This is a genomic window from Streptomyces sp. NPDC029296 (assembly GCF_055569255.1).
In genome coordinates, this window is the sequence record NZ_JBVHXT010000025.1 from 1 (window position 1) to 21,331 (window position 21,331).

At 70.1% G+C, this 21,331-nt stretch carries 19 protein-coding genes and 2 pseudogenes; 12 read left to right on the plus strand and 9 right to left on the minus strand.

Features of this window, described 5'->3' with window-relative positions; all coding sequences use genetic code 11:
* Positions 1-396 precede the first annotated feature (396 nt).
* The 4 genes from ACZ4W9_RS22150 (at position 397) to ACZ4W9_RS22165 (ending at position 5,643) form a co-directional block, all read left to right on the plus strand.
* The gene (locus tag ACZ4W9_RS22150; RefSeq protein ID WP_467938549.1) at positions 397-825 is read left to right on the plus strand and encodes a hypothetical protein; all 429 of its coding nucleotides are present in this window, start codon (positions 397-399) and stop codon (positions 823-825) included.
* 19 nt (positions 826-844) lie between these two features.
* Positions 845-3,202 carry a hypothetical protein gene (locus tag ACZ4W9_RS22155; protein WP_467938384.1) on the plus strand — a complete coding sequence of 786 codons (2,358 nt, stop codon included), beginning with the start codon at positions 845-847 and terminating at the stop codon, positions 3,200-3,202.
* A gap of 29 nt (positions 3,203-3,231) precedes the next feature.
* Positions 3,232-3,906, plus strand: coding sequence for a hypothetical protein (locus tag ACZ4W9_RS22160; RefSeq protein ID WP_467938386.1), 675 nt, complete (start codon positions 3,232-3,234; stop codon positions 3,904-3,906).
* A 306-nt stretch (positions 3,907-4,212) separates the two neighbouring features.
* Complete coding sequence (locus tag ACZ4W9_RS22165; protein WP_467938388.1) at positions 4,213-5,643, plus strand: non-reducing end alpha-L-arabinofuranosidase family hydrolase; 1,431 nt, start codon at positions 4,213-4,215, stop codon at positions 5,641-5,643.
* Here ACZ4W9_RS22165 and ACZ4W9_RS22170 read toward each other — a convergent pair.
* Both ACZ4W9_RS22170 and ACZ4W9_RS22175 read right to left on the minus strand, forming a co-directional pair.
* Positions 5,627-6,034 (minus strand): hypothetical protein, encoded by a 408-nt coding sequence (locus tag ACZ4W9_RS22170; RefSeq protein WP_467938390.1) that lies wholly within the window; start codon positions 6,032-6,034, stop codon positions 5,627-5,629. The genes ACZ4W9_RS22165 and ACZ4W9_RS22170 overlap by 17 nt on opposite strands.
* Positions 6,031-7,071 carry a hypothetical protein gene (locus tag ACZ4W9_RS22175; RefSeq protein ID WP_467938392.1) on the minus strand — a complete coding sequence of 347 codons (1,041 nt, stop codon included), beginning with the start codon at positions 7,069-7,071 and terminating at the stop codon, positions 6,031-6,033. Before ACZ4W9_RS22175 ends, ACZ4W9_RS22170 begins: the two co-directional genes overlap by 4 nt.
* 214 nt (positions 7,072-7,285) lie before the next feature.
* On the opposite strand from ACZ4W9_RS22175, the gene ACZ4W9_RS22180 reads away from it, so the two are divergent.
* A complete protein-coding gene (locus ACZ4W9_RS22180) occupies positions 7,286-7,774 on the plus strand; it encodes a hypothetical protein (RefSeq protein WP_467938394.1) in 489 nt (162 codons plus the stop codon).
* Positions 7,775-7,787: 13 nt separating this feature from the next.
* On the opposite strand, the gene ACZ4W9_RS22185 is transcribed toward ACZ4W9_RS22180, so the two are convergent.
* From ACZ4W9_RS22185 to ACZ4W9_RS22195, 3 genes are all read right to left on the minus strand, one after another.
* Entirely contained in the window at positions 7,788-8,285 is a 498-nt protein-coding gene (locus tag ACZ4W9_RS22185; RefSeq protein ID WP_467938396.1) for a DUF3618 domain-containing protein, read from the minus strand.
* Positions 8,282-8,710 (minus strand): phage holin family protein, encoded by a 429-nt coding sequence (locus ACZ4W9_RS22190; protein WP_467938398.1) that lies wholly within the window; start codon positions 8,708-8,710, stop codon positions 8,282-8,284. Before ACZ4W9_RS22190 ends, ACZ4W9_RS22185 begins: the two co-directional genes overlap by 4 nt.
* Before the next feature lie 79 nt (positions 8,711-8,789).
* A complete protein-coding gene (locus tag ACZ4W9_RS22195; RefSeq protein WP_467938400.1) occupies positions 8,790-9,257 on the minus strand; it encodes an ATP-binding protein in 468 nt (155 codons plus the stop codon).
* Between the two features lie 168 nt (positions 9,258-9,425).
* On the opposite strand from ACZ4W9_RS22195, the gene ACZ4W9_RS22200 reads away from it, so the two are divergent.
* From ACZ4W9_RS22200 to ACZ4W9_RS22210, 3 genes are read left to right on the plus strand one after another with little or no spacing between them, the layout of a single operon-like run.
* Complete coding sequence (locus tag ACZ4W9_RS22200; protein ID WP_467938402.1) at positions 9,426-10,295, plus strand: helix-turn-helix domain-containing protein; 870 nt, start codon at positions 9,426-9,428, stop codon at positions 10,293-10,295.
* Positions 10,292-10,480, plus strand: coding sequence for a DUF397 domain-containing protein (locus ACZ4W9_RS22205; RefSeq protein WP_467938404.1), 189 nt, complete (start codon positions 10,292-10,294; stop codon positions 10,478-10,480). Before ACZ4W9_RS22200 ends, ACZ4W9_RS22205 begins: the two co-directional genes overlap by 4 nt.
* Complete coding sequence (locus ACZ4W9_RS22210; RefSeq protein ID WP_467938406.1) at positions 10,477-10,662, plus strand: DUF397 domain-containing protein; 186 nt, start codon at positions 10,477-10,479, stop codon at positions 10,660-10,662. The genes ACZ4W9_RS22205 and ACZ4W9_RS22210 overlap by 4 nt, the downstream gene beginning before the upstream one ends.
* Positions 10,663-10,705: 43 nt before the next feature.
* Here the strand turns inward: ACZ4W9_RS22210 and ACZ4W9_RS22215 are convergent, their stop codons facing one another.
* Positions 10,706-11,554: an SGNH/GDSL hydrolase family protein gene (locus ACZ4W9_RS22215; RefSeq protein WP_467938408.1), complete on the minus strand. Its 849-nt coding sequence runs from the start codon at positions 11,552-11,554 to the stop codon at positions 10,706-10,708.
* A gap of 487 nt (positions 11,555-12,041) precedes the next feature.
* Between ACZ4W9_RS22215 and ACZ4W9_RS22220 the strand changes: the two genes are divergently transcribed.
* Positions 12,042-13,859: a rhamnogalacturonan lyase gene (locus ACZ4W9_RS22220; RefSeq protein ID WP_467938551.1), complete on the plus strand. Its 1,818-nt coding sequence runs from the start codon at positions 12,042-12,044 to the stop codon at positions 13,857-13,859.
* A 59-nt stretch (positions 13,860-13,918) separates the two neighbouring features.
* On the opposite strand, the pseudogene ACZ4W9_RS22225 reads toward ACZ4W9_RS22220, so the two are convergent.
* A pseudogene (locus ACZ4W9_RS22225) lies at positions 13,919-14,328 on the minus strand ((R)-mandelonitrile lyase).
* A gap of 86 nt (positions 14,329-14,414) precedes the next feature.
* Entirely contained in the window at positions 14,415-15,431 is a 1,017-nt protein-coding gene (locus ACZ4W9_RS22230; protein ID WP_467938410.1) for a zinc-dependent alcohol dehydrogenase family protein, read from the minus strand.
* Between the two features lie 214 nt (positions 15,432-15,645).
* On the opposite strand from ACZ4W9_RS22230, the pseudogene ACZ4W9_RS22235 reads away from it, so the two are divergent.
* Positions 15,646-15,986 (plus strand): annotated as a pseudogene (locus tag ACZ4W9_RS22235) (MmyB family transcriptional regulator); the annotation flags it as partial.
* Positions 15,987-16,846: 860 nt separating this feature from the next.
* On the opposite strand, the gene lpdA reads toward ACZ4W9_RS22235, so the two are convergent.
* A complete protein-coding gene (gene lpdA, locus ACZ4W9_RS22240) occupies positions 16,847-18,247 on the minus strand; it encodes a dihydrolipoyl dehydrogenase (protein WP_467938412.1) in 1,401 nt (466 codons plus the stop codon).
* 390 nt (positions 18,248-18,637) lie between these two features.
* Here lpdA and ACZ4W9_RS22245 point away from each other — a divergent pair, with 390 nt between their 5' ends.
* Both ACZ4W9_RS22245 and ACZ4W9_RS22250 read left to right on the plus strand, forming a co-directional pair.
* Entirely contained in the window at positions 18,638-19,168 is a 531-nt protein-coding gene (locus ACZ4W9_RS22245; RefSeq protein ID WP_467938414.1) for a hypothetical protein, read from the plus strand.
* A gap of 223 nt (positions 19,169-19,391) precedes the next feature.
* Positions 19,392-21,299: an acyl-CoA dehydrogenase gene (locus ACZ4W9_RS22250; RefSeq protein WP_467938416.1), complete on the plus strand. Its 1,908-nt coding sequence runs from the start codon at positions 19,392-19,394 to the stop codon at positions 21,297-21,299.
* The last annotated feature ends 32 nt before the right edge of the window (positions 21,300-21,331 follow it).

Below are 21,331 nucleotides of genomic sequence, written 5' to 3' on the forward strand. Positions count from 1 at the left end.
CGCATCGAGACCGGTCCTGCGGATCGTCTCGACCAGCAGCACCGTGCCGGCCTGCGAGACGACTCCGCGACCGCTGCCCTCGACGCGGACACGCGGATAGGACCCGATACGCTTCTTCACCTGGGAAGTGCCTCCGACGGTGGCGGGAACAAGGACCTCAGCAATCCTCATTCTCGCTGGTCAGAGGCACTTTCCGCTTTCCTGATCACCAGTCGGACAGCCCACCTCGTGAAAGCGCGAGGTTAGTCAGACGTGCGGACGGTCGAAACGGTCCGGGCTTCGGGAAATCGACTACCCGTCGTACGCGCGCGGGTGATGATGCTGGAAACGGGCGATCAGGGCGGTGGCCACGCGGGTACGGTGATGTCGCCTGCCTGGATGGACTTGGGGGGACTCATGACGTTCGAGGAAGAATGGGCCGAACTGCGCGCGGCGGCGGCCGAGCGGACGGCCATGCGGCTCAACAGCGTGCCGGCCGACGGTGGCGGAGGCGGTGGTGGAAGCGATCTGGTGGTCAGTCGGGACGACCTCGGCGCCATCGGCAATGACGCGTACGACCTGCTGGGCCGGCTGTCGAAGGAGGGCGACATCGCCCGTGCCTCCACGTTCGACGCGGCGACGGCGCTGACCAACGGGAACTTCGCGAGCGGTTCGGCCGTGCTGAAGGTGCACGACCTCTGGCAGACACATCTGAAGACGCTGCTGGACGCCTGCGCGCAGATCTCGAATCACCTCGATTACAGCAAGGCGCAGCACGCCAAGGACGAGGCGAAGGTCGAGGGAGACCTGAAGCGGATATCCGTGCTCACGGAATACATGAAGTAGGGCTCGGGGAGCGCGCGACATGCTGAAGTACGAGGACATCATCGACGCCCCGGTGGCGAAGCTGAAGGCCGCCGCCGACGACTGGTCGCAGATGGCGGGAAAGCTGGACAAGCTCGCCACGGACGCCGCCGACGGAATGAAGGCGAAGGCGGACAGAGCGGCCTGGGAGGGCGTCAACGCAGGGGTCACCAGAGCGTTCATCGGCAAGACGGTCAAGGAGTTCGCGGATGCCGTGGCCGAGGCCAGGGGTGTGCAGCGGATCCTGGAAGAGGGTTACGCGGCGATCAAGAAGGCCAAGGACGACCTGATCGACATCCGGGACCACGAGGGGCCCGCGGCCGGTATCCGCGTGGACGGCACCGGCAAGGTCACGGCGCGGAATCCGTTGTCCGAGAACCGCGCGGCGCAACACGACCCGGACTACAGCGGGCTTCTGCGGGAGGAGAGGCGGAACATCGAGTCGTGGCAGAAGAGGATCGACCTCATCGTCGACAACTGCAACGACACCGACCTCGCCCTCAAGAACACCCTCGAGGCCAACGTCACCGACCGCAAGGACTTCAGCGCTCCGACGTACACGAAGCTGGACCAGGAGGAGGCCGCCCGCGCCGCCGCTCTGGCGGCCAAGGGCCGGGACATCACACACGCCGAACTCCAGCAGCTCAACGAACTGCTGAAGGACAACAGCTCGTCGCCGGAGTTCTCCAAGGACTTCTACGAGAAGCTCGGCCCCGAGAAAACGCTCGCGTTCTTCGGGCAGCTCTCCACGGACACGTACGAGTACGGCAAGGTCGACGCGGAGCGCCTCAAGGACGTCCAGGAACTCCAGAAGAACCTCGGCCTCAACCTGGCCACCGCCTCCCACGACAGGGAATTCACCGACAAGTGGGGACCGGAACTCCGCAAGTTGGGTACCGAGCGCGTCCCGCTGTCCAAGCACGACTACGGTGGGCCGTTCGGATACCAGCTGCTCGGCGGGATCATGCGGTACGGGAACTACGACGCGAAGTTCCTCAACCCGATCGCCGAACACGTCGCGCAACTCCACCAGAAGAACCCGTACATGTTCGCCGAGACCAAGGTGGTCAACAGCCCGTTCAAGAACCCGTACAACCCCTCCGGCGTCAACGGGGCCGGCTACGACCCGGCCACCGCCATGCTGGAAGCACTCGGCAACAGTCCGGAGGCGGCGAAGAAGTTCTTCACCGATCCCCCGACCGCGTACAACGAGGACGGCACGGTCCACCACGGTGCCACGGCCGACCTCGGGAAGAACAAGGACGGCGAGGCGATCGACAACTACTTCGACTTCTTCGGCAACGAGGAATGGGAGTCCTTCCCCGACGTCAACTCGCTCGACCCGAAGGAGAACAAGGCGTCGCTCGACCAGATGCCCGACGCCCTCGGCCATGCCCTGGAGGCGGCGACCCTCGGCTACCCGGCCGGACACCCGGACGCCGGTGTGGTGCGGGACGCGGACAACGCCGCGGTCATGCAGAAGGTCATGGAGAAATACGGCGACGACCCGGCTCTGCTCAAGGAGCACCACGAGGCGATGGCCGACAGCCTGGGCGTCATGGGTGCCGGCTACATCGACGACATCAACTGGGCGTTGGCCAAGAACGATCCGGACAGCGTGTTCGCACCGGGCAAGAACCCGGAGGGGCACGTCAACTTCGCGGACACCGTGGACGGAAACGGGCGCAGCGTCGTCCGGGGCTTCCTCAGCACCCTGGGGCAGCACCCGGACGCCTACGCGACGGTCTCGACCGCGGAGCAGGTCTACACCCGCAGCGTGCTGGAAGGAGCGGTGGGCCCGGACGGGAAGATCGACGACGAGGTCGCTGCCAGGGCCAGGGCGACCGTGCGCGTGGGCGCCGAGGTCCAGGGCATGCTCGACCAGTCCCGGGCCGACCAGGTGGAGGCGACGAACCTCAAGATCCACGAGGACTACGAGAAGGCCGTCGCCAAGCGGGCGGGCTGGGTCGAGTTCGGGGCCACGGCCGGCGTGGCGGCGGGCGTCGCCTTCCTGCCGGCGACCGCGGCCGTGGGCACGGCCGCGGTGCTCATCCCGCTGGCGACCGATACCGCCAGTGGCGCTGCCGAACAGGTCATCGGCCAGATGATCGGCAACTTTTCCGACAACTCGGTGGATGAGCACAAGGAGAAGGTGGAGGACCTCATCGACGAGGAGAAGGACAAGATCTACTCCGCCGGTGAGAGCATGGCCGAGGCTCCGATGAGGGAGTTTTTACAGCATTACGGTATAGGCAAGGACAGCGTGTTCAGGCAGGACCTGTCCGAATCGATGCTGATCGGCTACGGGGTCGGCAACGATCGGGAGAACCAGCAGGGCAACGACCCGGAGACCGGCTGAAGCCGGCGGACGGCCGAGGACACGTAAGGATGCGAACAGTGATCAGTCGTAGGGTACGTGGGGGATCCCTTGCCGCGGCCATGGCCGGCTCGTTGATTCTCGGGGCCACCGGTTGTGGAGGGGGCGGGGACGAGGACGGATTGCCGAAGGACTACAAAGTCGTCGCGGGGACACAGCTCTGCGGTGGCGGTGCCGTGTCCGGCGGCGCGGCCAAGGCACTGAAGGTGATCACGGGGTCGTCGCGGTTCGAGGCGTCGGCGAAGGAGTACACGGTTGCGCAGGCCGCGGCGGACCTTGGTGCCGGGTTCTCGGATCACGGGGACCTCTGCCGTGTCTTCGCGCCCATCGGCACGCCGAGTTTTCAGCTCAGAGTCACCTGGGAGCTGGAATACGGTGCCCCGAAGGGGACCCCCGCCCCGAAGTTCACCGTGTTGAAGATGGGGGAGCGGACCGTGGCGGCGGCGGACAAGGCGTACGTCTATTTCGCATGTCGGAGCGCCAGGTTGTCCGAATCGTCGAGTGCGACCCATCTCTTCATCGGCGTGGAACGCTGGGGCATGCCCAAGCCGCCCGAGGGTGACATCAAGGCGTTGAAGGACGCCTACGCGACCGTGGCCCACTCCTTCGCGCTGGCCATGGCCAAGGAGTTGCGCTGCGAGAAGAACGGCGGGCTTCCGGCGAAGCCCGTGCTGGAGCCCGCGTAGGCGCCGGCGTACGCGGATACGAGCGTGATCGGGGTCCCTTCCCGCCCGGGGGAGGGGCCCTCCGCTTGTTGATCGCGCGGCCGTCCGACGCGGGGCGAGTGGCCGAATGTTTCGGTGGTGCAGGCGACCGTGCGAGAGGTATTGACGTTGTTCCCCGGTTCCCTATCCTTCAGTTGGCCGATATTGCGGCTGACGTTCGGTATTTCGAACCAATAGGGGCTGGTGCATGTCATGGACTTGCCAATCCAGCTTTCGTCGCCGCGTGTCGGCAACCGGAACCGCTTACTCAAAGTTGAGGAAGTCCCCATGCACAGAGGAAGTTTCAGCCGCAGGCATACGTCTGCGGTGCTCGCCGCGGTGGTCGCGGCGCTGGCCGCGTTGGCGGCGATGCTCGTGGCCACTCCGGCTCAGGCGGCTGCCAGCGGCGCCCTGCGCGGTGTGGGTTCGAACCGGTGTCTCGACGTGGTGGGTGCCGGGCAGACCGACGGCACGGCCCTGCAGCTCTACGACTGCTGGAGCGGCGGGACCAACCAGCAGTGGACGCTGACGGACGGCAATCAGCTGACCGTGTACGGCAACAAGTGCCTGGATGTTCCGGGTCACGCCACCACGTCAGGCACCCGGGTGCAGATCTGGAGCTGCAACAGCGGTGCGAACCAGCAGTGGCGGGTGAAGTCCGACGGCACGGTCGTCGGCGCGGAGTCCGGGCTGTGCCTGGAGGCCGCCGGCGCCGGTACGGCCAACGGCACGGCGGTGCAGATCGGTACGTGCAACGGCGGCAGCAACCAGAAGTGGACCGGTCTGACCGGGACGCCGCCCACGGACGGCTCGTGTGCTCTTCCGTCGACGTACCGGTGGTCCTCCACGGGTGCCCTGGCGCAGCCGGCGAACGGCTGGGCCGCGGTGAAGGACTTCACCAACGTGACGTACAACGGCAAGCACCTGGTCTACGCGTCGAGCGTGTCGGGATCGTCGTACGGCTCGATGATGTTCAGCCCCTTCACGAACTGGTCGGACATGGCGTCGGCCGGCCAGACCGGGATGAGCCAGTCCGCGGTCGCGCCCACGCTGTTCTACTTCGCGCCCAAGAACATCTGGGTGCTGGCGTACCAGTGGGGTGCCTGGCCCTTCATCTACCGCACCTCCAGCGACCCGACCAACCCCAACGGCTGGTCCGCTCCGCAGCCGCTGTTCACCGGGAGCCTTCCCGACTCCGGCACCGGTCCGATCGACCAGACCCTGATCGCCGACGGCCAGAACATGTACCTGTTCTTCGCCGGTGACAACGGCAAGATCTACCGGGCGAGCATGCCGATCGGCAATTTCCCGGGCAACTTCGGCTCGTCGTACACGACGGTGATGAGCGACACCACGAAGAACCTGTTCGAGGCGCCGCAGGTCTACAAGGTCAAGGGCCAGAACCAGTACCTCATGATCGTCGAGGCCCGGGGCGCGAACGAGCAGCGCTACTTCCGCTCCTTCACGGCCTCCAGCCTGAGCGGGTCGTGGACCCCGCAGGCCGCGAGTGAGAGCAACCCCTTCGCGGGCAAGGCCAACAGCGGTGCCTCCTGGACCAACGACATCAGCCACGGTGACCTGGTCCGCGACAACCCCGACCAGACCATGACCATCGACCCCTGCAACCTGCAGCTCCTCTACCAGGGCAAGTCCCCGAGCGCGAGCGGTCCCTACGACCAGCTGCCGTGGCGCCCGGGCGTCCTCACCCTGCAGCGCTGACCCTCTCGGCGTTGACACGACGGTGCCTGGCGAAGGCGGCGGCGGTCGCTGTCGCCAAGGTGCCGGTCGCGGCGGTCCAGAACGCCAGCTTGGCGTTCGGACCGTTGACCGTTCGCAGTTCCCCGTCCGCGTGGAGGCAGAACGAGTCGGGCGGGAGATACCGCGAGACGGGCATGGTGTGCGTGCCGTGGCAGGGCGACGTGTCGGGGAACAGGCGTGGCTGCGCACGCTGCGAGAGGACCCATCCGGTGCACACGGTCAGCCATCCGGCCACCAAGAACACGATCAGCAGCCGGCCGGGGACCCTCGCTCGCCGCCCCAGCACCCACAGCAGGGAGGTGGGCAGGACGAACACGGCACACGCCGCGCCCAGCAGGATCAGGGCCTTCACGTAGTGATCCGGGCGCGGCTGCTGCGATCGTCGTTCTCCGGGGTGCGCTCGCGGTCCTTCCGCTTGGGGGCGGCGAGTTCCGTCTCCTGGTGGTTGTAGATGCCGATGGGCTTCGGCGCCAGCTTCTGCTTGTTCTCGGTCACCTTCGCGCGGGTGCGCACCACGGCGTAGAGGGCGGAGTCCGTGGCCGCTCCCGTCTTGTACTGCTCGTACTGCTCGGGCGTGAGGTACTTGGCCTTGAAGACCTGGAGCACCGCCTCCGCGCCGAGCCCGCCCTTCACCACGACCTCCTGGGACGCCTTGGCGAAGTTCTCCGCGCTGCCGCCGCTGTCGCCGAAGACGGCCGCGAGCTGCTCGGGGTCGGTCGTGTCGTAGACCCTGCCCTCCACGACCCTGGCTCCCTCGGGCAGCTTCACCTTGGCGATGCGTGACTCGTTCTCCGCGGCCCACGCCGCGGCCGTCTTGAGGCTGCGGGTGAAGGACACCCAGGACGACTTGACCTTCGCCCTGCTGCCGGCGCGGATGTGATCCGCGGCGGACTTGGTGACATCGTGGCCGACCGGCGGGCGCAGGCCGTTGCGCAGGGGCAGTTCCTCGGGGCGGAGCGTGCGGTAGAAGACGTTCGGGTCCTCGCTCTCCGACTCGCCCTCGGATTCCGGGTGGACGTCGCGGTAGCGGGGCATGATGGCGCGCAGCGCCTGCTCGGACAGGCTGTCCCGCTCGTCGGGGTGCGCGGCGCGCAGGCGGTCCAGCTCCTTGGTCTTCTTGGCCCGCAGCAACTGGGTCGCGAGCACGACGCGCTGCTCGGGGGAGAGGCCGCCGGTCTCCACGGACTGCTTGGAGCGCGGGTCGGTCACCGCCACCCGCTGCACCACGGGGGCGAGGGCCCGGACCACCGCGGCGTTGCCGGCGGTGCGCTGGAGGTGGAGCAGCGTCCCGGAGGCCGGCGCCTGCGTGCCCGGACGCGGTGCGTGCGCGGGCGCCCGCCCCACCTCGTCCTGCGCACTCCGTCGCGCTCGATGTCCCTGGGCGTACATACACCGCTCCTTTGCCGGGTCAGCTCCCGCGCAGCGTATCGCGCCTCCTCGCCGCGGCCGGGGGCACGTCGCGGTGCCGTCGCCGTCATGTCACGAACGTCTCTTGAGCGCGTGCGAGAGGCAACGGGGGCAACCCACCGGCCATCAAAGAGGGCAGAAAGCCACACGGGTGAACAGTCGCCCGGATCGCTCGCCAACAGAGGACGGACCCAGCATGCGCACTCGGAAGATCCCGGCACTGACCATCACCGCCGTGGCCCTCGGCCTGGCACTGACGGCGTGCAGCGACGACGGCGCCGCCGACACGTCCCCTTCCGCTTCCGCGAGCAGTTCGTCGGCCACGGCCACGGCCACGAGCGCCCCGCAGCCCGGCACGGCGAAGGGCGAGCCGTCGGGCGCGCCCGGCACGTCGTCGGGCGCGCCCGCCAAGTCCGCCCCCGCGGCGGGCACAGCGTCGGGCGCGCCCACCAAGGCCGCCATGAAGTGCACGGACCGGATCGACTACGCGGGCGACCCGCGTTCCAACGCCGAGATCAACTCCATCGGCGCGGAGACGGGGACATGTCCGCCGGTGCAGAAGCCGGCGTCCGACGACAAGAAGTGCACCGACCAGCTCGACTACGCGGGCGACGTGCGTTCCAACGCCGAGATCAACTCCATCGGCGCGGAAACGGGCACGTGCCCGCCGGTCAAGCGGAAGTAGCGCACCCCTTCGGCTACCTCTTACGGCGGCACGCCAGCCACAGCACGAGTGCCGTGCCGCCGGCGAGCAGCAGTGTGCGGTTGTTGCGGGTCCAGCGGGCGGTTCCGGCGGTGGTGCGGCGCACCGGCTCGGGTGCCTTCTCCTGCCACAGCCGGCCCGCCTGGGCGGCCTTGTCACGGGTCTGGCCGGCCACGCGGCTCGCCTTGTCCTTGAGGAGCGGCTGTGCCTGGTGTGCGAGGTCGCCGGCCTTGTCCTTCAGCCGCGCGGCCTTCACGGCGGCTTGTTCCTTCACGTCGGCGGCCTTCACGGCGGCCTGTTCCCTGACGTCGGCGGCCTTCGCCGCGGCCTGTTCCTTCACCTCCGCGGCCTTCTCCTGGGCGCGGGCCTTGACGTCGGTCTTCGCCGCGAGTGCCTCGACCGTCTCGCCCAGCTCGTGGCGGGTCTGCTCGACCTGCTCGCGCAGTTCCTCGGGGCTCGCGGCGGTGGGCTCGTCGTGGGGCGGCTGGGTCATCGGTGCGCACTCTCCTTGATCTCGGCCACGTCGGCCTTCACGTTCTCGATCGTCTGCTGCGGTGCGGGCGGCGCGGCCTCGGCGATCTGCTTCTTTCCGGTCAACGCCATCACCCCGGCGATCACGCCGAGCACGGCGGTGACGATCAGGGCCGCGGCCCACACCGGCAGCGCCACGGCCAGAGCCGCGATCACGGTGGCGACCAGGGCCTGGAGCATCAGGAACCCGACCAGCCCGGCGCCGCCGAACAGTCCGCCGCCCTTGCCGTAGCGCTTGCCTTTTTCCTTCATTTCCGCCTGCGCCAGGCGCAGCTCGCCCCGCACCAGATCGGTCAGCTGCTGCGAGGCCCGCTGGACCAGCTCACCCACCGGTTCGGCCCCGTGCGCCCGATGGCCTGCCTCGTAGTGGGGCTGCGTACTGGACACGGTGATCACCTTCCCGATGTGCTGTGCATGGCATGCGGTACTTCCGTCTCGCAGACGCGGGTACCCAGGTCCCGGCGGTTCACCGGCCCGGCATCGGTGGCCGGCCCGGGAGGGCCGCGTCCAGCTCGGCCCACACCGTCTTGCCGGACGGCGGGTACGGCGCGGTGTCCCAGCGGTCGGCGAGCGCGGCGACGAGGAGCAGACCGCGGCCCGACTCCGCCTCCTCGGGCGGGACCGCCGCAGCGGGTGCGGGGAGCCGGTCGCCCCTCGCGTCACTGACCGCGATGCGGAGGGTCCCGGCGGTGACATCGAGGACGAGCGCGAGCCGGAAGCTCCGCCCTCGCACCCGGCCGTGCAGGGCCGCGTTCGCGGCGAGTTCGGCGACGATGTGCTCCGCGCGGTCGATGACGGTCGGTGACACTCCCCAGGCGTGCAGCTCTCCGATGGCGAGCAGCCTGGCCAGGCGGGCGCCCCGGCGAGTGGAGGACAGCAGCTGGGAGAACGATTGTGCGGCAGCGCTGGGGAGTTGGGGGGTTGTGGGGTTCATGGGGCCAACCGTGGCGGGCGCACGCGGCGTTGATCCAGAGGCGTACCTCGTACGCTCTGTCAGCGTACGGGCACATTCGGTAGACAGTACGCAATCTCTGCCGTCACTCTGGGTGCCGTCGAGTGCGGGGGCTCAGCACGGTAGGTACGCACCTGGAGGTGGCCGCGGATGACAGACGGCGGCGCGAGTGAGAACGATGACGACCTGACGGTCTGCGAAGCGGAGCGGGAGCCCGATCCCTCCGACAGTCTGCGGACGTTCGGGGCGGTCGTCCAGGCCCTGCGCGAGCACGCGGGGTTGAGCAGGGCCGAGTTCGGGCGGCTGGTCCGGTTCTCCAAACACACCGTGGAGTCGGTGGAGTTGGGAAGGCGAATGCCCGACGAGTCCTTCGTGGAGCGGGCGGAGGAGGTGTTGGGGAACACGGGGGCGCTCCGCCGGGCCGCGAAGTTCCTGACGCGGGGGGAGGCGGGGCTCGCCGCTTGGTTCCGGCGCTGGGCCAAGCTGGAGAAGGTCGCGGTGAGTCTGTGCACGTACGAGTGCCGGTTGGTGCCGGGCCTTTTGCAGTCGGAGGGGTACGCGAGGGCGCTGTTCGAGAATCGGATTCCCCTGCTGACCGACGATCAACTGGAGGCACAGGTCGCGGCGCGCTTGGACCGCCAGAGAATGCTGCACGAGCGGCCGACCGTGCCGTTTCACTTCATCGTAGAGGAGCACGTCTTCCGGCGGAGGTTGGGCGGTGTCGACGTGCTGCGCGGCCAACTGGACCACGTGCTGGACTACACGGCGCCCCGTAACGTGACGCTGCAGATCATGCCATCCGATTCCGAGTGCCACTCTTGCATGGACGGTCCTCTGCGGTTGCTGGAGACCTCTCAGGGGCGGCGTATGGCGTACTCGGAGGGTCAGGAGAACGGCCGATTGATCGCCGACTCGAAAGGCGTGAGGCTTCTCTACCAGCGCTATGACACACTGCGGTCGCAGGCCCTGAACCCCACACTCTCACGGGGTCTGTTGGAGCGACTGCGAGGAGAGCTATGAGCACGACCGAACTCGCCTGGTTCAAGTCCAGCTATAGCGGCAGCTCGGGTGATGACTGCGTCGAGGTCGCCGTCACCGCGCAGGCCGTGCACGTGCGCGACTCCAAGGACGTCACGCGTCCGGACTTCTCCGTCGGCCGGGAGGGCTGGACTCGGTTCGTGCGGTACGCGGTCGGAGAACTATGAGCACGACCGAACTCGCCTGGTTCAAGTCCAGCTACAGCGGCACCCAGGGTGACAGCTGCGTTGAAGTCGCCGTCACCGCGCAGGCCGTGCACGTGCGCGACTCCAAGGACGTCACGCGTCCGGACTTCGCCGTCGGTCAGGACGGCTGGACGCGGTTCGTGCGGTTCGCGGCCGGAAGCTGAGGCGCACGGGAGGCGTGCCGTCCGGACGGCACGCCTGCACCGCTCACTTCAGGTGCGTGGCGAGCGGGAGGTTCTGGCGGCGGACGTCGGCCGCTACCAGGCCCGCGATCCGCTGGGCGCCGTACGTCTCGAAGTGGGTGTGGTCGTCGCAGAAGAAGGCGCCCAGGGGGCCCGAGCCGTAGTCGCCGTTGTTCGGGCAGAAGCGCAGGCTGTTGTAGAGCGAGACGCTGAGCGACTGTAGGTCGACGACCGGCGCCCCGGTGGCGGTACCTGCCGAGAACGTCTCCGTCACATAGCCGCGGTTCTTCGTCGCCGTACTGCCAGAGCAGGTGATCGCGGCGACCGGGGTGAGCAGCACCGGGTGCGCGCCCCGGGCCAGGGCGGCTCGCGCCATCATGGTCATCAACTGCTGGTAGCGGGCCGTGCCGACGTGCCGGGGACAGGTGCGGGAGGAGTCGTTGATGCCGAACTGGAGGAAGAGGTAGTCGCCCGCCTTCATTCCGGTGGTCGCGTCCAGCATCGACTGCCAACGCGGTGCGTATGTCGTGGAGTTGAGGACGCACTCGCCGTCGGAGCCCATGGTGCCGCTCACGTTCGACTCGTACAGCCAGGTCTGGACGGAGCGGCCGGCCACGGCCTGGTTCCTGACGGTCACCTCGCCGTCGAACAGGGCGCCGAACTGGCTGCCCCAGCCGACCGGGCAACGGCCGCTGGGATGGGCCATGGTGGAGTCGCCGGCCAGCCAGACCGTGATCGGTGAGGCCGCGGCCGTGGTGCGGGGGGCGCTCGCACACTCAGGCCCGGCGCTGTCGGTCGCCGAGGCGAAGCCGGTGCCCAGGCTCGACAGCGCCAGCATCAGAACGGTCGTGATGAGGATCCGTAATTTCTTCATCGGGGTTCTCCTGGAGGCCGGTCGGCACGGAGGTCGCTGAAAGTGCCGTGTCCCTCGGTCACGCCTGGGTGAAGCCGTCCATGACGGCCGTGGGCCGCCGCGGGGGCGCGACCCGAAAGGGCTGTGTGAACGCTCCCGGAAGGTGGGGGGCGGGGGCGGGTGAGCGGGGTGCGGGCCGGTGTACGGGAGTCCGGGTGCCGCGCTGCGGACCGGCGGGGATCGCCCCGCGAGAATCCCCGGCGTCTCACGCAGTTTCCCGACGGCCCTCCTGACTGTCAATCAGGAGGCGGGAGAAAGGCACGGATCCCAACATTGCCGAACACGAACCCTGACAGAATCCTTGACCGGGCATCGGGGGCCTCCCTAACCTCACACGCCGTGGGAGCGTTCCCATCGCCACCCCTCGGAGGTCAGCGTGACCGACGCACACCCGCTCGCCCGCACTCCACGGCGGCCCCGCGGCCCGGGGCACCGGCTGACCGTCGGCCTGTCCGCCGCCGCACTGGCCGTCACCGCGCTCGCCGGACTGCCGCAGACCGCGCACGCGGCGACCGCCCGGCAGGTGGAACGCCTCGACCGGGGCCTGACCAGCGTCCACACCAGCAGCGGCAACCTGGTGTCCTGGCGCTGGCTCGCCACCGATCCGAACGACGTGGCGTTCAACGTCTACCGCGGCGGCACCAAGCTCAACTCCTCGCCCGTGACCGCCTCGACGAACTACTTCGACTCCGGCGCCCCCGACTCGGCCGACTACACGGTGCGCGCGGTGGTGGGCGGCACCGAGCAGCCCGCCTCGGAGCACGCGCTCCAGTTCCGGCCCGGCTATCTCGACGTACCGATCTCCCCCCCGGCCGGCGGCACCACCCCGGACGGAGTGGCGTACACCTACGAGGCCAACGACGCCAGTGCCGGTGACCTCGACGGCGACGGCCGGCTCGACCTGGTCCTGAAGTGGCAGCCGACCAACGCCAAGGACAACTCGCAGTCCGGCTACACCGGCAACACCTACGTCGACGGCATACGTCTGGACGGCACCCGCCTGTGGCGCGTCGACCTGGGCCGCAACATCCGCTCCGGCGCCCACTACACGCAGTTCCAGGTGTACGACTACGACGGTGACGGCAAGGCCGAGGTGGCGATGAAGACCGCCGACGGCACCCGGGACGGCACCGGCGCGGTCATCGGCGACGCCTCGGCCGACCACCGCAACTCCAGCGGCTACGTCCTGTCCGGCCCCGAGTACCTGACCATGTTCGACGGGCAGACCGGCAAGGCGATGCAGAGCGTCGACTACGTCCCGGCCCGCGGCACGGTCTCCTCCTGGGGCGACTCCTACGGCAACCGCGTCGACCGCTTCCTCGCCGGCACCGCCTACCTGGACGGCGCCCGCCCCTCCCTGATCATGGCGCGCGGCTATTACACCCGTACCGTCATCGCCGCCTGGGACTGGCGGGGCGGCCGGTTCACCCGCCGCTGGACCTTCGACACCAACTCCTCCACCAACTCCGGCAAGGGGTACGACGGTCAGGGCAACCACGCCCTGTCCGTTGCGGACGTGGACGGCGACGGCAAGGACGAGATCGTCTACGGCGCGATGACCGTGGACGACGACGGCGCCGGCCTGTGGACCACCCGGACGGGTCACGGCGACGCGGCGCACCTCGGCGACCTCGATCCCTCCCGGCCGGGCCTGGAGTACTTCAAGGTGGACGAGGAGTCGGGCAAGCCGGGCTCCTGGATGGCCGACGCGCGCACCGGGCAGATCCTCTGGCAGACCGCCTCGGGCTCCGACAACGGGCGGGGCGTCGCCGGTGACATCTACGCCGGCAGTCCGGGCGCCGAGGCGTGGTCGGCCTCCGACACCACCCTGCGCTCCGCGACCGGCGCCTCCCTGGGCCGGGAACCGTCCAGCGTCAACTTCCTGTCGTGGTGGGACGGCGACACCGTCCGCGAACTGCTCGACGGCACCCACATCGACAAGTACGGCACCTCCGGCGACACCCGCCTGCTGACCGGCTCCGGGGTCTCCTCGAACAACGGCACCAAGTCCACTCCCGCGCTGTCCGGGGACCTCCTCGGCGACTGGCGCGAGGAGGTCGTCTGGCGGACCGCCGACAACCGGGCCCTGCGGATCTACTCGACGCCGCACCAGACCGGCACCAGGATCACCACCCTGCTCCACGACACCCAGTACCGTACGGCCCTGGCCTGGCAGAACACCGCCTACAACCAGCCGCCGCACCCGAGCTTCTTCCTCGGCGCCAACATGCCCACCGCGCCCCGGCCCACCGTTTACACGCCCTGAGCGACGAGCGCGGGCGGGCCCGTCGGGGGGACACGGGCCCGCCCGCGGCGCGGCGGGGGTCAGCCGGTGGCGGGGGCGGCGGCGTACTCCTCGTCGGTGACGGGGTCAGCCGGTGCACGACGGCGTGATCGGTGTCGCTCTCGTTGAGGACGAGGTGCACCATCAGGCGGTTCGGCGCGGCGCCGTGCCAGTGCTCCTCGCCGGCCTCGAACAGGACGCGGTCGCCGGGCCGGATGACCTCGACGGGACCGCCGCGCCGCTGGCACAGGCCGACGCCCTCGGTGACGAAGACGGTCTGGCCGAGCGGGTGGCGGTGCCAGTGGGTGCGTGCGCCGGGCATGAAGTGCACCAGGTTGGCGCTGAGCCGGGACGGGGCGGGCGCGGCGGCGACGGTGTCGATGTGGACGTCGCCGGTGAACCACTCGGCGGGGCCCTTGACGGTGTCGATCGAGCTACGGGTGATCTGCAAGACGGGGTCTTTCCGGGCGGTGACGGTCGGTGTGGGGTGACGGTCCGCGGCGGGATGGTCCCGGGGCCGGGGCCGGCCGGGGCCTGTCAGGGCTTGAGGAGGGCCTTGACGGCGCGGCGCTCGTCCATGGCCCGGTAGCCCTCGGCGACCTGCTCCAGGGGGAGGGTCAGGTCGAAGACCTTGCCGGGGTCGATGCGGCCGCTCAGGACGAGGTCGATCAGGTCGGGCAGGTAGCGGCGCACGGGGGCGGGGCCGCCGCGCAGGCCGACGTGGGAGAAGAACAGCTCCTGGCCGTCGATCGCCACCTCGTGGGGGACGCCGACGAAGCCGACGTTACCGCCGGGGCGGGCCGAGCGCAGGGCCTGCCGCATGGCCTCGGCGGTGCCGACGCACTCCAGGACCGCGTCGGCGCCGATGCCGCCGGTGAGGTCCTTGACACGGGCGACGCCCTCCTCGCCACGCTCGGTGACGATGTCGGTGGCGCCGAACTCCCGGGCGAGCCGCTGCCGGGGCTCGTGGCGGCTCATGGCGATGATCCGGTCCGCGCCCAGCTCCTTGGCGGCGATGACTCCGCACAGGCCGACCGCGCCGTCACCGACCACCACGGCGGTCGAGCCGTGCCGGACCTCGGCGGCCAGCGCGGCGTACCAGCCGGTACCCATCACGTCGGACACGGCCAGCAGGCCGGGCCAGAACTCCTCGTCCGGCACGTCCCGGGTGGCGACCAGGGTGCCGTCGGCGTGCGGGATGCGGACGTACTCGGCCTGGCAGGTGCTCATGAACTCGCGGTGCAGGCAGTTGGACTGCCAGCCGTTGCGGCAGTTGGCGCAGGTGTTGTCCGAGGTGGCGAACGACCCGACGACGAACTGGCCCGGCTCGACGGAGGCGACCTCGCTGCCGACCTCCTCGACGAAGCCGACGTACTCGTGGCCCATCGGGTGCGGCTCGCCGAGCGGCTCCAGGCCCCGGTACGGCCACAGGTCGGAGCCGCACACACAGGTGACGGCCGTGCGGATCACCGCGTCCGTCGGCTTCAGGATCCTCGGTGCGTCGAGGTTCTCGAGGCGTATGTCGCGGGGGGCGTGGATCACTGTTCCGCGCATGGGGTGAAGTCCTCACGTGCTGGTGGGGCGGGTCGCCGAGGCGGCGCGGGGACGCCGCCGGGGCCGGCCCGTGTGCTTTTTGCCCGGCGTGCTGTTCGCCCGGCCGGGCGCGCGACGCCGACGCCGGTGTCCTCGGCGGGCTGTCCGGCGGGGCACACCCGGGGGCGCCGCGGGGCGCGTGCCGGCATGTGCCACGTCTTCCAGGTAACCGGCTTTTTGGCCGGGCAGCGAGTTGCTGTTCGCCGACACGGCGGTGGCCATCCTGCGCACCGAGGCGGGGCGGGATCCGTACGACAAGGATCTGCACGATCTCGTGGGCGAGCTGTCGGCCCGCAGCGAGGAGTTCCGCACCCGCTGGGGCGCCCACGACGTCCGCCGGCACGGCACGGGGTCAAGCGGTTCCACCATCCCGCCGTCGGCCCGCTCACCTTCGCCTTCGAGGGGCTGGAGACGGCCGCCGAACCCGGCTCACCCGCCGAGGAGGACCTGCGCCTACTGGCCCCCTTGGCGGCGACGGAGGAGACGGCCGGGACCGTGTTCCGCTCCGCCGGGTGAGGCGGGGGTGGTGGCTGGGGTGGGGTCGGCGTGGGCGTTCGCGGGGACGGCTGACGCGGGGGTCCGGGTGTGTGTCCGTACGGTCGGCTGAGGCGAGGGGCCGGCGTGGGCGTTCGCAGGGTCGGCTGACGCGGAGGCCGACGCGTGTCCATACGGCCGGCTGAGGCGTGGGCGGGCGTGGGCATCCGTTACGGGCGGCCGGTGGTCTGTGCCGCTGCCGTGTTCCTCGGCTCCGGTGGTGATCGTGCGCGTGTCCTCCGGCTGTTCCCGGCGGGAAGCGGGCAGCCGCCGTCGGCAGCGGGGGTTCGGTCTTCGTCCCGTGTCCGCCGCGCGGTGTGGCGGACGCCCGCCGGTGTGGCGTGGGGGTGTCCGCCGGGTGGGGGTGGCCTACATGTTGATCAGGAGACCTGTCAGCGCGGTGACCTGTGATGATGGGGGTGAGTTGGCCGCTGACCAGCGCGAATGGTCTTTCAGTTGTCTCGTGCTCGTGCCGGTTGATGAACCCGGGAATCCCAGAAGAATCCCAGGCATGCGCGGGGGCCATGTCGCGCAGAGGGGAGTGGTTGGGGTCGGTGCTGGGACCACCCCCGCATGCGCGGGGATCACAGATTCGGTCCACCTCAGGATGGATGCTCTCGGGGACCACCCCCGCACAAGGCGAGGACGCGCGCACAGCCTGCTCGGCGTCATCGTGGGCCAGCATGTGCAGGAGGCACTGTATCCGTCATGGTCCGGCTGTCGCTGGCGCTCCCTTCCTGCCGCACGCGGGCGCACGGGCAGCGAAGCGATCGATGCCGGCTCCGCCTCCCTGTCTGACCCACCTCATCGCGGGTCAGACAGAGTGCAGCGGTACCGGAACCTCACATGTTGATCATGTGGCCGGCCAGGCCGTGAATGGCCTCCTTGACCGCCTCGCCGAGCGTCGGGTGCGCGTGCACGTTGCGGGCGACCTCGTGGACCGTGAGGTCCCACTGCTGGGCGAGCGTCAGCTCGGGCAGGAGTTCGGTGACCTCGGGGCCGATGAGGTGGGCGCCGAGCAGCTCACCGTGCGTGCCGTCACTGATGATCTTCACGAAGCCGACGGGGTGCCCCAGGCCGTGCGCCTTGCCGTTGGCGGTGAACGGGAACTTGGCCACCTGGACGTCGTAACCCCGCTCGCGCGCCTGGGCCTCCGTCCAGCCGAAGCTGGCCACCTGCGGCTGGCAGTAGGTGGCGCGCGGAATCATGGTGTAGTCCAGCTCCATGGTCTCCGCGTCGGCGATGGTCTCCGCCGCCACGACGCCCATGGACTCGGCGGCGTGCGCCAGCATCAGCTTGGCGGTGACGTCACCGATCGCGAAGATGTGCGGCACGCTGGTGCGGCACCGCCCGTCGACGTCGATGGCGCCGCGCTCGGTGAGGCGTACCCCGGTGTTCTCCAGGCCGTAGCCCTGGACGTTCGGCGCGAAGCCGATGGCCTGGAGCACCTTGTCGGTCTCCAGGGTCCGGCGCTCGCCGTTCTTGTCGACGGTCACCCGGACCCGTGGGCCGGAGTCGTCGATGCTCACCACGGCGGTGCCGGTGAGCACCTCGATGCCGAGCTTGCGGTAGTGCCTCGCCAGCTCCTTGGAGATCTCCTCGTCCTCCAGCGGGACCATGCGGTCGAGGAACTCCACGATGGTGACGTCCACGCCGTAGCTGCGCAGCACGTAGGCGAATTCCACACCGATGGCGCCGGCGCCCGCGATGACGATGCTGTCCGGCAGCGTCTCGCTGAGGATCTGGCTCTCGTAGGTGACCACGCGGTCCGACAGGGAGGTGCCGGGCAGCAGCCGGGGAGTGGCGCCGGCGGCGATGATGCAGTGGCCGAAAGTCACCGTCTCCGTGTGCCCGTCCGAGTGGGTCACCGTCAGGGTGTGGTCGTCGGCGAAGACGCCCCGCCCCTCGAACTGGGTGATGGCGTTCTTCTTCATCAGGTAGTGAACGCCCTTGACCCGGCCGTCGGCGACCTTGCGGCTGCGCTCGTGGGCCACCCGGTAGTCCGCGGACACATGGTCGCCCACGGTGATTCCGTACGCCTTGGCCTCGTTCGTGACGAACTGCACCATCTCGGCGTTGCGCAGCAGTGCCTTCGAGGGGATGCAGCCGACGTTGAGGCAGACACCTCCCCAGTACCGCTCCTCCACCACCGCGGTGGACAGGCCGAGTTGCGCGCTGCGGACCGCGGCGGTGTAGCCGCCCGGGCCCGCTCCTAGAACAACGACATCGAAATGTTGGCTCACAAGGAGTTGATCCTTGTCCGGCTGCGGCTTCACGCGCAACCCACTCGAATCGGCCCCGGTGGACGCCCAGTTGGTGTGGTGAGGCTACCAACAGCCGATCGGTTCGCCGGGAGTGATCTTCGACACTCTTGTTCTGGAGGCGGCCCGTCCGGTGGCGTGATAGGTATTGATCGGCCGTGGCGAAATGCCAACGCAGCGTGGCTGAAAGCTGCGAACGGCTGCAGAGCAACGTGTCTAAGGGGGATAGGCGACGTGCCTGACGGTGCGGAGATCAGTTGTGCCCGGGTGTTCCCGGGGGGCGGGCCAGGCGGAGACGCCTCCGCTCTCCGCGCGGCCACCCCGAATCACCCGACGGCACCGGCCGAGCAGGCCGGCCCGGCCGTCCGAACCGTGCCCTCCGCCCTCCGCCCGTCGTTAACCCGCACCGGCACGCCCGGCACGCCCGGCACGCCCGGCACGCCCGGCCCGGCCGCACACCGGACCGCCGCGGGCGACACCCGGACCGGCCTCACGGAGGGCCGCCCGCACCCGTTCCACCCGGAGGGCCGCGACCTCTCCACCCCGACCCACCGCCCCGTCGGCCGACGCGGCACCGCCCTCCCGTCCGACCGCCGTCACCCGCAGACCGACGGCAGCGCCCCCGGACCCTCCGTGCCGCCCCTCCCGGCCACCGGCGACCTCGTCGCCGCACCGCGCCCGGCACACGTGAGCCTCAACCGACCCCGGGCCGGACAACCGTACGACCGCGACCGGGAACTGACGCTCCATCGGCACCGCTCCGCCGGTGCCTGCTCGCTCCTCACCCGCGAGGCGCGGCCCGACGCGGCCGCACACCCGATCCGCGGACTTCGCACCCGGACCGCACGTCCGGGCGAAGCACCTCTGGCGCGGACCAGGACGTCCCCGCACCCGCACGACTGACCCGTCCCGGGGTCCACGGAACGGTTCCGTGGCTCCCGCCTGCCCACCTCACCCCACCCTTCACCACACATCACCGCCCGCGGGCCGGCCACCGTGCCGCCGCGTGCCCGGACACGGCCACCGCGGCCCGGATCGCCGCCCGCCGTGCCCGTGCGGCGGCGCACGCCCGCGCGCCCACGCCTTCACACACCGACGACGAAGACGGAACAGGGGAACCATCACCATGGCACCAGGCACCTCACCGCGCGACACCCTGTCCTCGCTCGTGCACGGCGACTCCTACCGCGAGGCGCTGCCGCGACTGACCGAGATCTTCGCGCCGGAGCTGTTCGCCAGACCGTCCGGCCTGGCCGACCAGGACCGCCACACGCTCACCTACCAGCGGCTGCGGCACATCAACGACCAACTCAACACCAGGACACCGCTGTTGACCCAGCGCGACCTGCTCTTCCCGCTGCTGGAATGGGTCGCCCTCGCCGACCCCTCCCTCTTCTACGCCTTCTTCCTGCACCACTGCACGACGGTCGGCGCCCTGCTGGAGTTCGGCGCGGGCCGCGACGACCTCGACGACATCGTGGCCCAGCTCGCGTCCACCGAAACGGTGGGCGCCCTGCTGATGACCGAACTCGGCCACGGCAACAGCAACGCCGCCGTGCGCACCGAGGCCGTCTACGACCCGGACACCCGCGAGTTCGTCCTCACCACCCCCGGCCCGGAGGCCGTCAAGTACCCGCCGAGCGTGGCGTGTCCGGGTCTCGCCCGGCTCGGCATCGTCACCGCCAAGCTCGTCGTCGGCGGTGAGGACCGCGGACTGTTCTGCTTCGTCGTCCCCCTCCGGGACACCACCGGACCCTGCCCGGGCGTGGTGATCGAACCGCAGGACTCGGCCCCCATCCTGCCCCTCGACTGGGCGACCGTCTCCTTCCACGGCGTACGCGTCCCCTTCCGCAACTGGCTGCGCGACTCCGCCTCGATCGACGAGGACGGCACCTTCACCGACACCCTCAGCACCCCCGCGCTGCGCTCCCGGCAGGCCTCCCGGCTGATCCGCTACGTCTGGGAGGTGGCCGCCGTCGGCCTCGCCGCCGTCACCCGGGCCTCGGCCGCCGTCGCCGTACGGCACGCCCACGCCCGCCACACCAACGGAACCTTCGCCGGATTCGCCGACCCCATGCCGGTCATCCGCTACCGCAACCAGCAGCGCACCCTGTTCGGTGCCCTGTCCGCCGCCTATGTGTCCGCCATGGCCGCGAAGTCCTTCTCCGGGCCCGAGCCGGTCGGCCGCAGCGCCGGAGAGATCCGCACCCTGTTCACGTTGAAGGCGGAGATCGACCGGATCGCCGAGCGCGTCACCGCCGACACCCGCGCCGCCTCCGGCGTCCTCGGCTTCAGCCCGAGCAACCGCTTCCTGGACTACCAGGGCCTCGCCCACGCCTTCAACGCCGCCGGACTGAGCACCCAGGTCCTCCACCTCAACGCCGCCTGGACCATGGCCCTCGGCTTCGACTACGAGCCGCCCGCCGACGAGTCCGCCACGACCGAGGGCCTCGACCTGCGCGACCCGGCGCGGTGGCGGGCGCTGGCCGGCACCCGGGAACGGCGCCTGCACGCACGCCTGGTCGCCGAACTCGGCGCCGCCCGGGCCGCCGGACTCGGCGAGTTCGACGTCTGGAACGACCGCTTCGACCTGGCCGAGCAGCTCGCCGAGGCACACGCCCTGCGCCTGCTGGTCGACCTGGTCCGCACCGAGACCGACGCCCTGCCGAACGCCGACGCCCGGCGCACGGCCCTCGACCTGTGCTCCCTGCACCTGCTGGGCGAGATCTCCGCGCAGGGCGGCTGGTACCTCGCCGAGGGCCTGATCACCGCCGAGGAGGCCGGGGCCCTGCCCGGTCTGCTCGACAGGATCTGCGCCGACGTCGCCCCGCACGCCCTGGAACTGGCCGACGCCCTGGACGTGCCCTACGACCTCGTCGGCGCGCCCATCGCGCACGCCGACTACGCGACCGCGTTCACCAAGACCACGTTCACGCCCGCGTCCGACGCCGCCACGGTCTTCGAGACCCCGTCCGACGAGGCCGCGCCCGACGCCGCCGCGTCACCCGAGTCCGCGCTCGCCGACCCCGCGTAGCCGGGACGGAACCGCCCGTTCACCCGTCCTGG

Bases quoted from the DNA above. Each gene is read 5' to 3' on its own strand.
- ACZ4W9_RS22160 (WP_467938386.1), top strand. From the start codon at position 3,232: ATGCGAACAGTGATCAGTCGTAGGGTACGTGGGGGATCCCTTGCCGCG.
- ACZ4W9_RS22205 (WP_467938404.1), top strand. From the start codon at position 10,292: ATGAGCACGACCGAACTCGCCTGGTTCAAGTCCAGCTATAGCGGCAGC.
- ACZ4W9_RS22210 (WP_467938406.1), top strand. From the start codon at position 10,477: ATGAGCACGACCGAACTCGCCTGGTTCAAGTCCAGCTACAGCGGCACC.
- ACZ4W9_RS22175 (WP_467938392.1), bottom strand. From the start codon at position 7,071: ATGTACGCCCAGGGACATCGAGCGCGACGGAGTGCGCAGGACGAGGTG.
- ACZ4W9_RS22180 (WP_467938394.1), top strand. From the start codon at position 7,286: ATGCGCACTCGGAAGATCCCGGCACTGACCATCACCGCCGTGGCCCTC.
- ACZ4W9_RS22185 (WP_467938396.1), bottom strand. From the start codon at position 8,285: ATGACCCAGCCGCCCCACGACGAGCCCACCGCCGCGAGCCCCGAGGAA.
- ACZ4W9_RS22200 (WP_467938402.1), top strand. From the start codon at position 9,426: ATGACAGACGGCGGCGCGAGTGAGAACGATGACGACCTGACGGTCTGC.
- ACZ4W9_RS22155 (WP_467938384.1), top strand. From the start codon at position 845: ATGCTGAAGTACGAGGACATCATCGACGCCCCGGTGGCGAAGCTGAAG.
- ACZ4W9_RS22165 (WP_467938388.1), top strand. From the start codon at position 4,213: ATGCACAGAGGAAGTTTCAGCCGCAGGCATACGTCTGCGGTGCTCGCC.
- ACZ4W9_RS22150 (WP_467938549.1), top strand. From the start codon at position 397: ATGACGTTCGAGGAAGAATGGGCCGAACTGCGCGCGGCGGCGGCCGAG.
- ACZ4W9_RS22215 (WP_467938408.1), bottom strand. From the start codon at position 11,554: ATGAAGAAATTACGGATCCTCATCACGACCGTTCTGATGCTGGCGCTG.
- ACZ4W9_RS22230 (WP_467938410.1), bottom strand. From the start codon at position 15,431: ATGCGCGGAACAGTGATCCACGCCCCCCGCGACATACGCCTCGAGAAC.
- ACZ4W9_RS22195 (WP_467938400.1), bottom strand. From the start codon at position 9,257: ATGAACCCCACAACCCCCCAACTCCCCAGCGCTGCCGCACAATCGTTC.
- ACZ4W9_RS22250 (WP_467938416.1), top strand. From the start codon at position 19,392: ATGGCACCAGGCACCTCACCGCGCGACACCCTGTCCTCGCTCGTGCAC.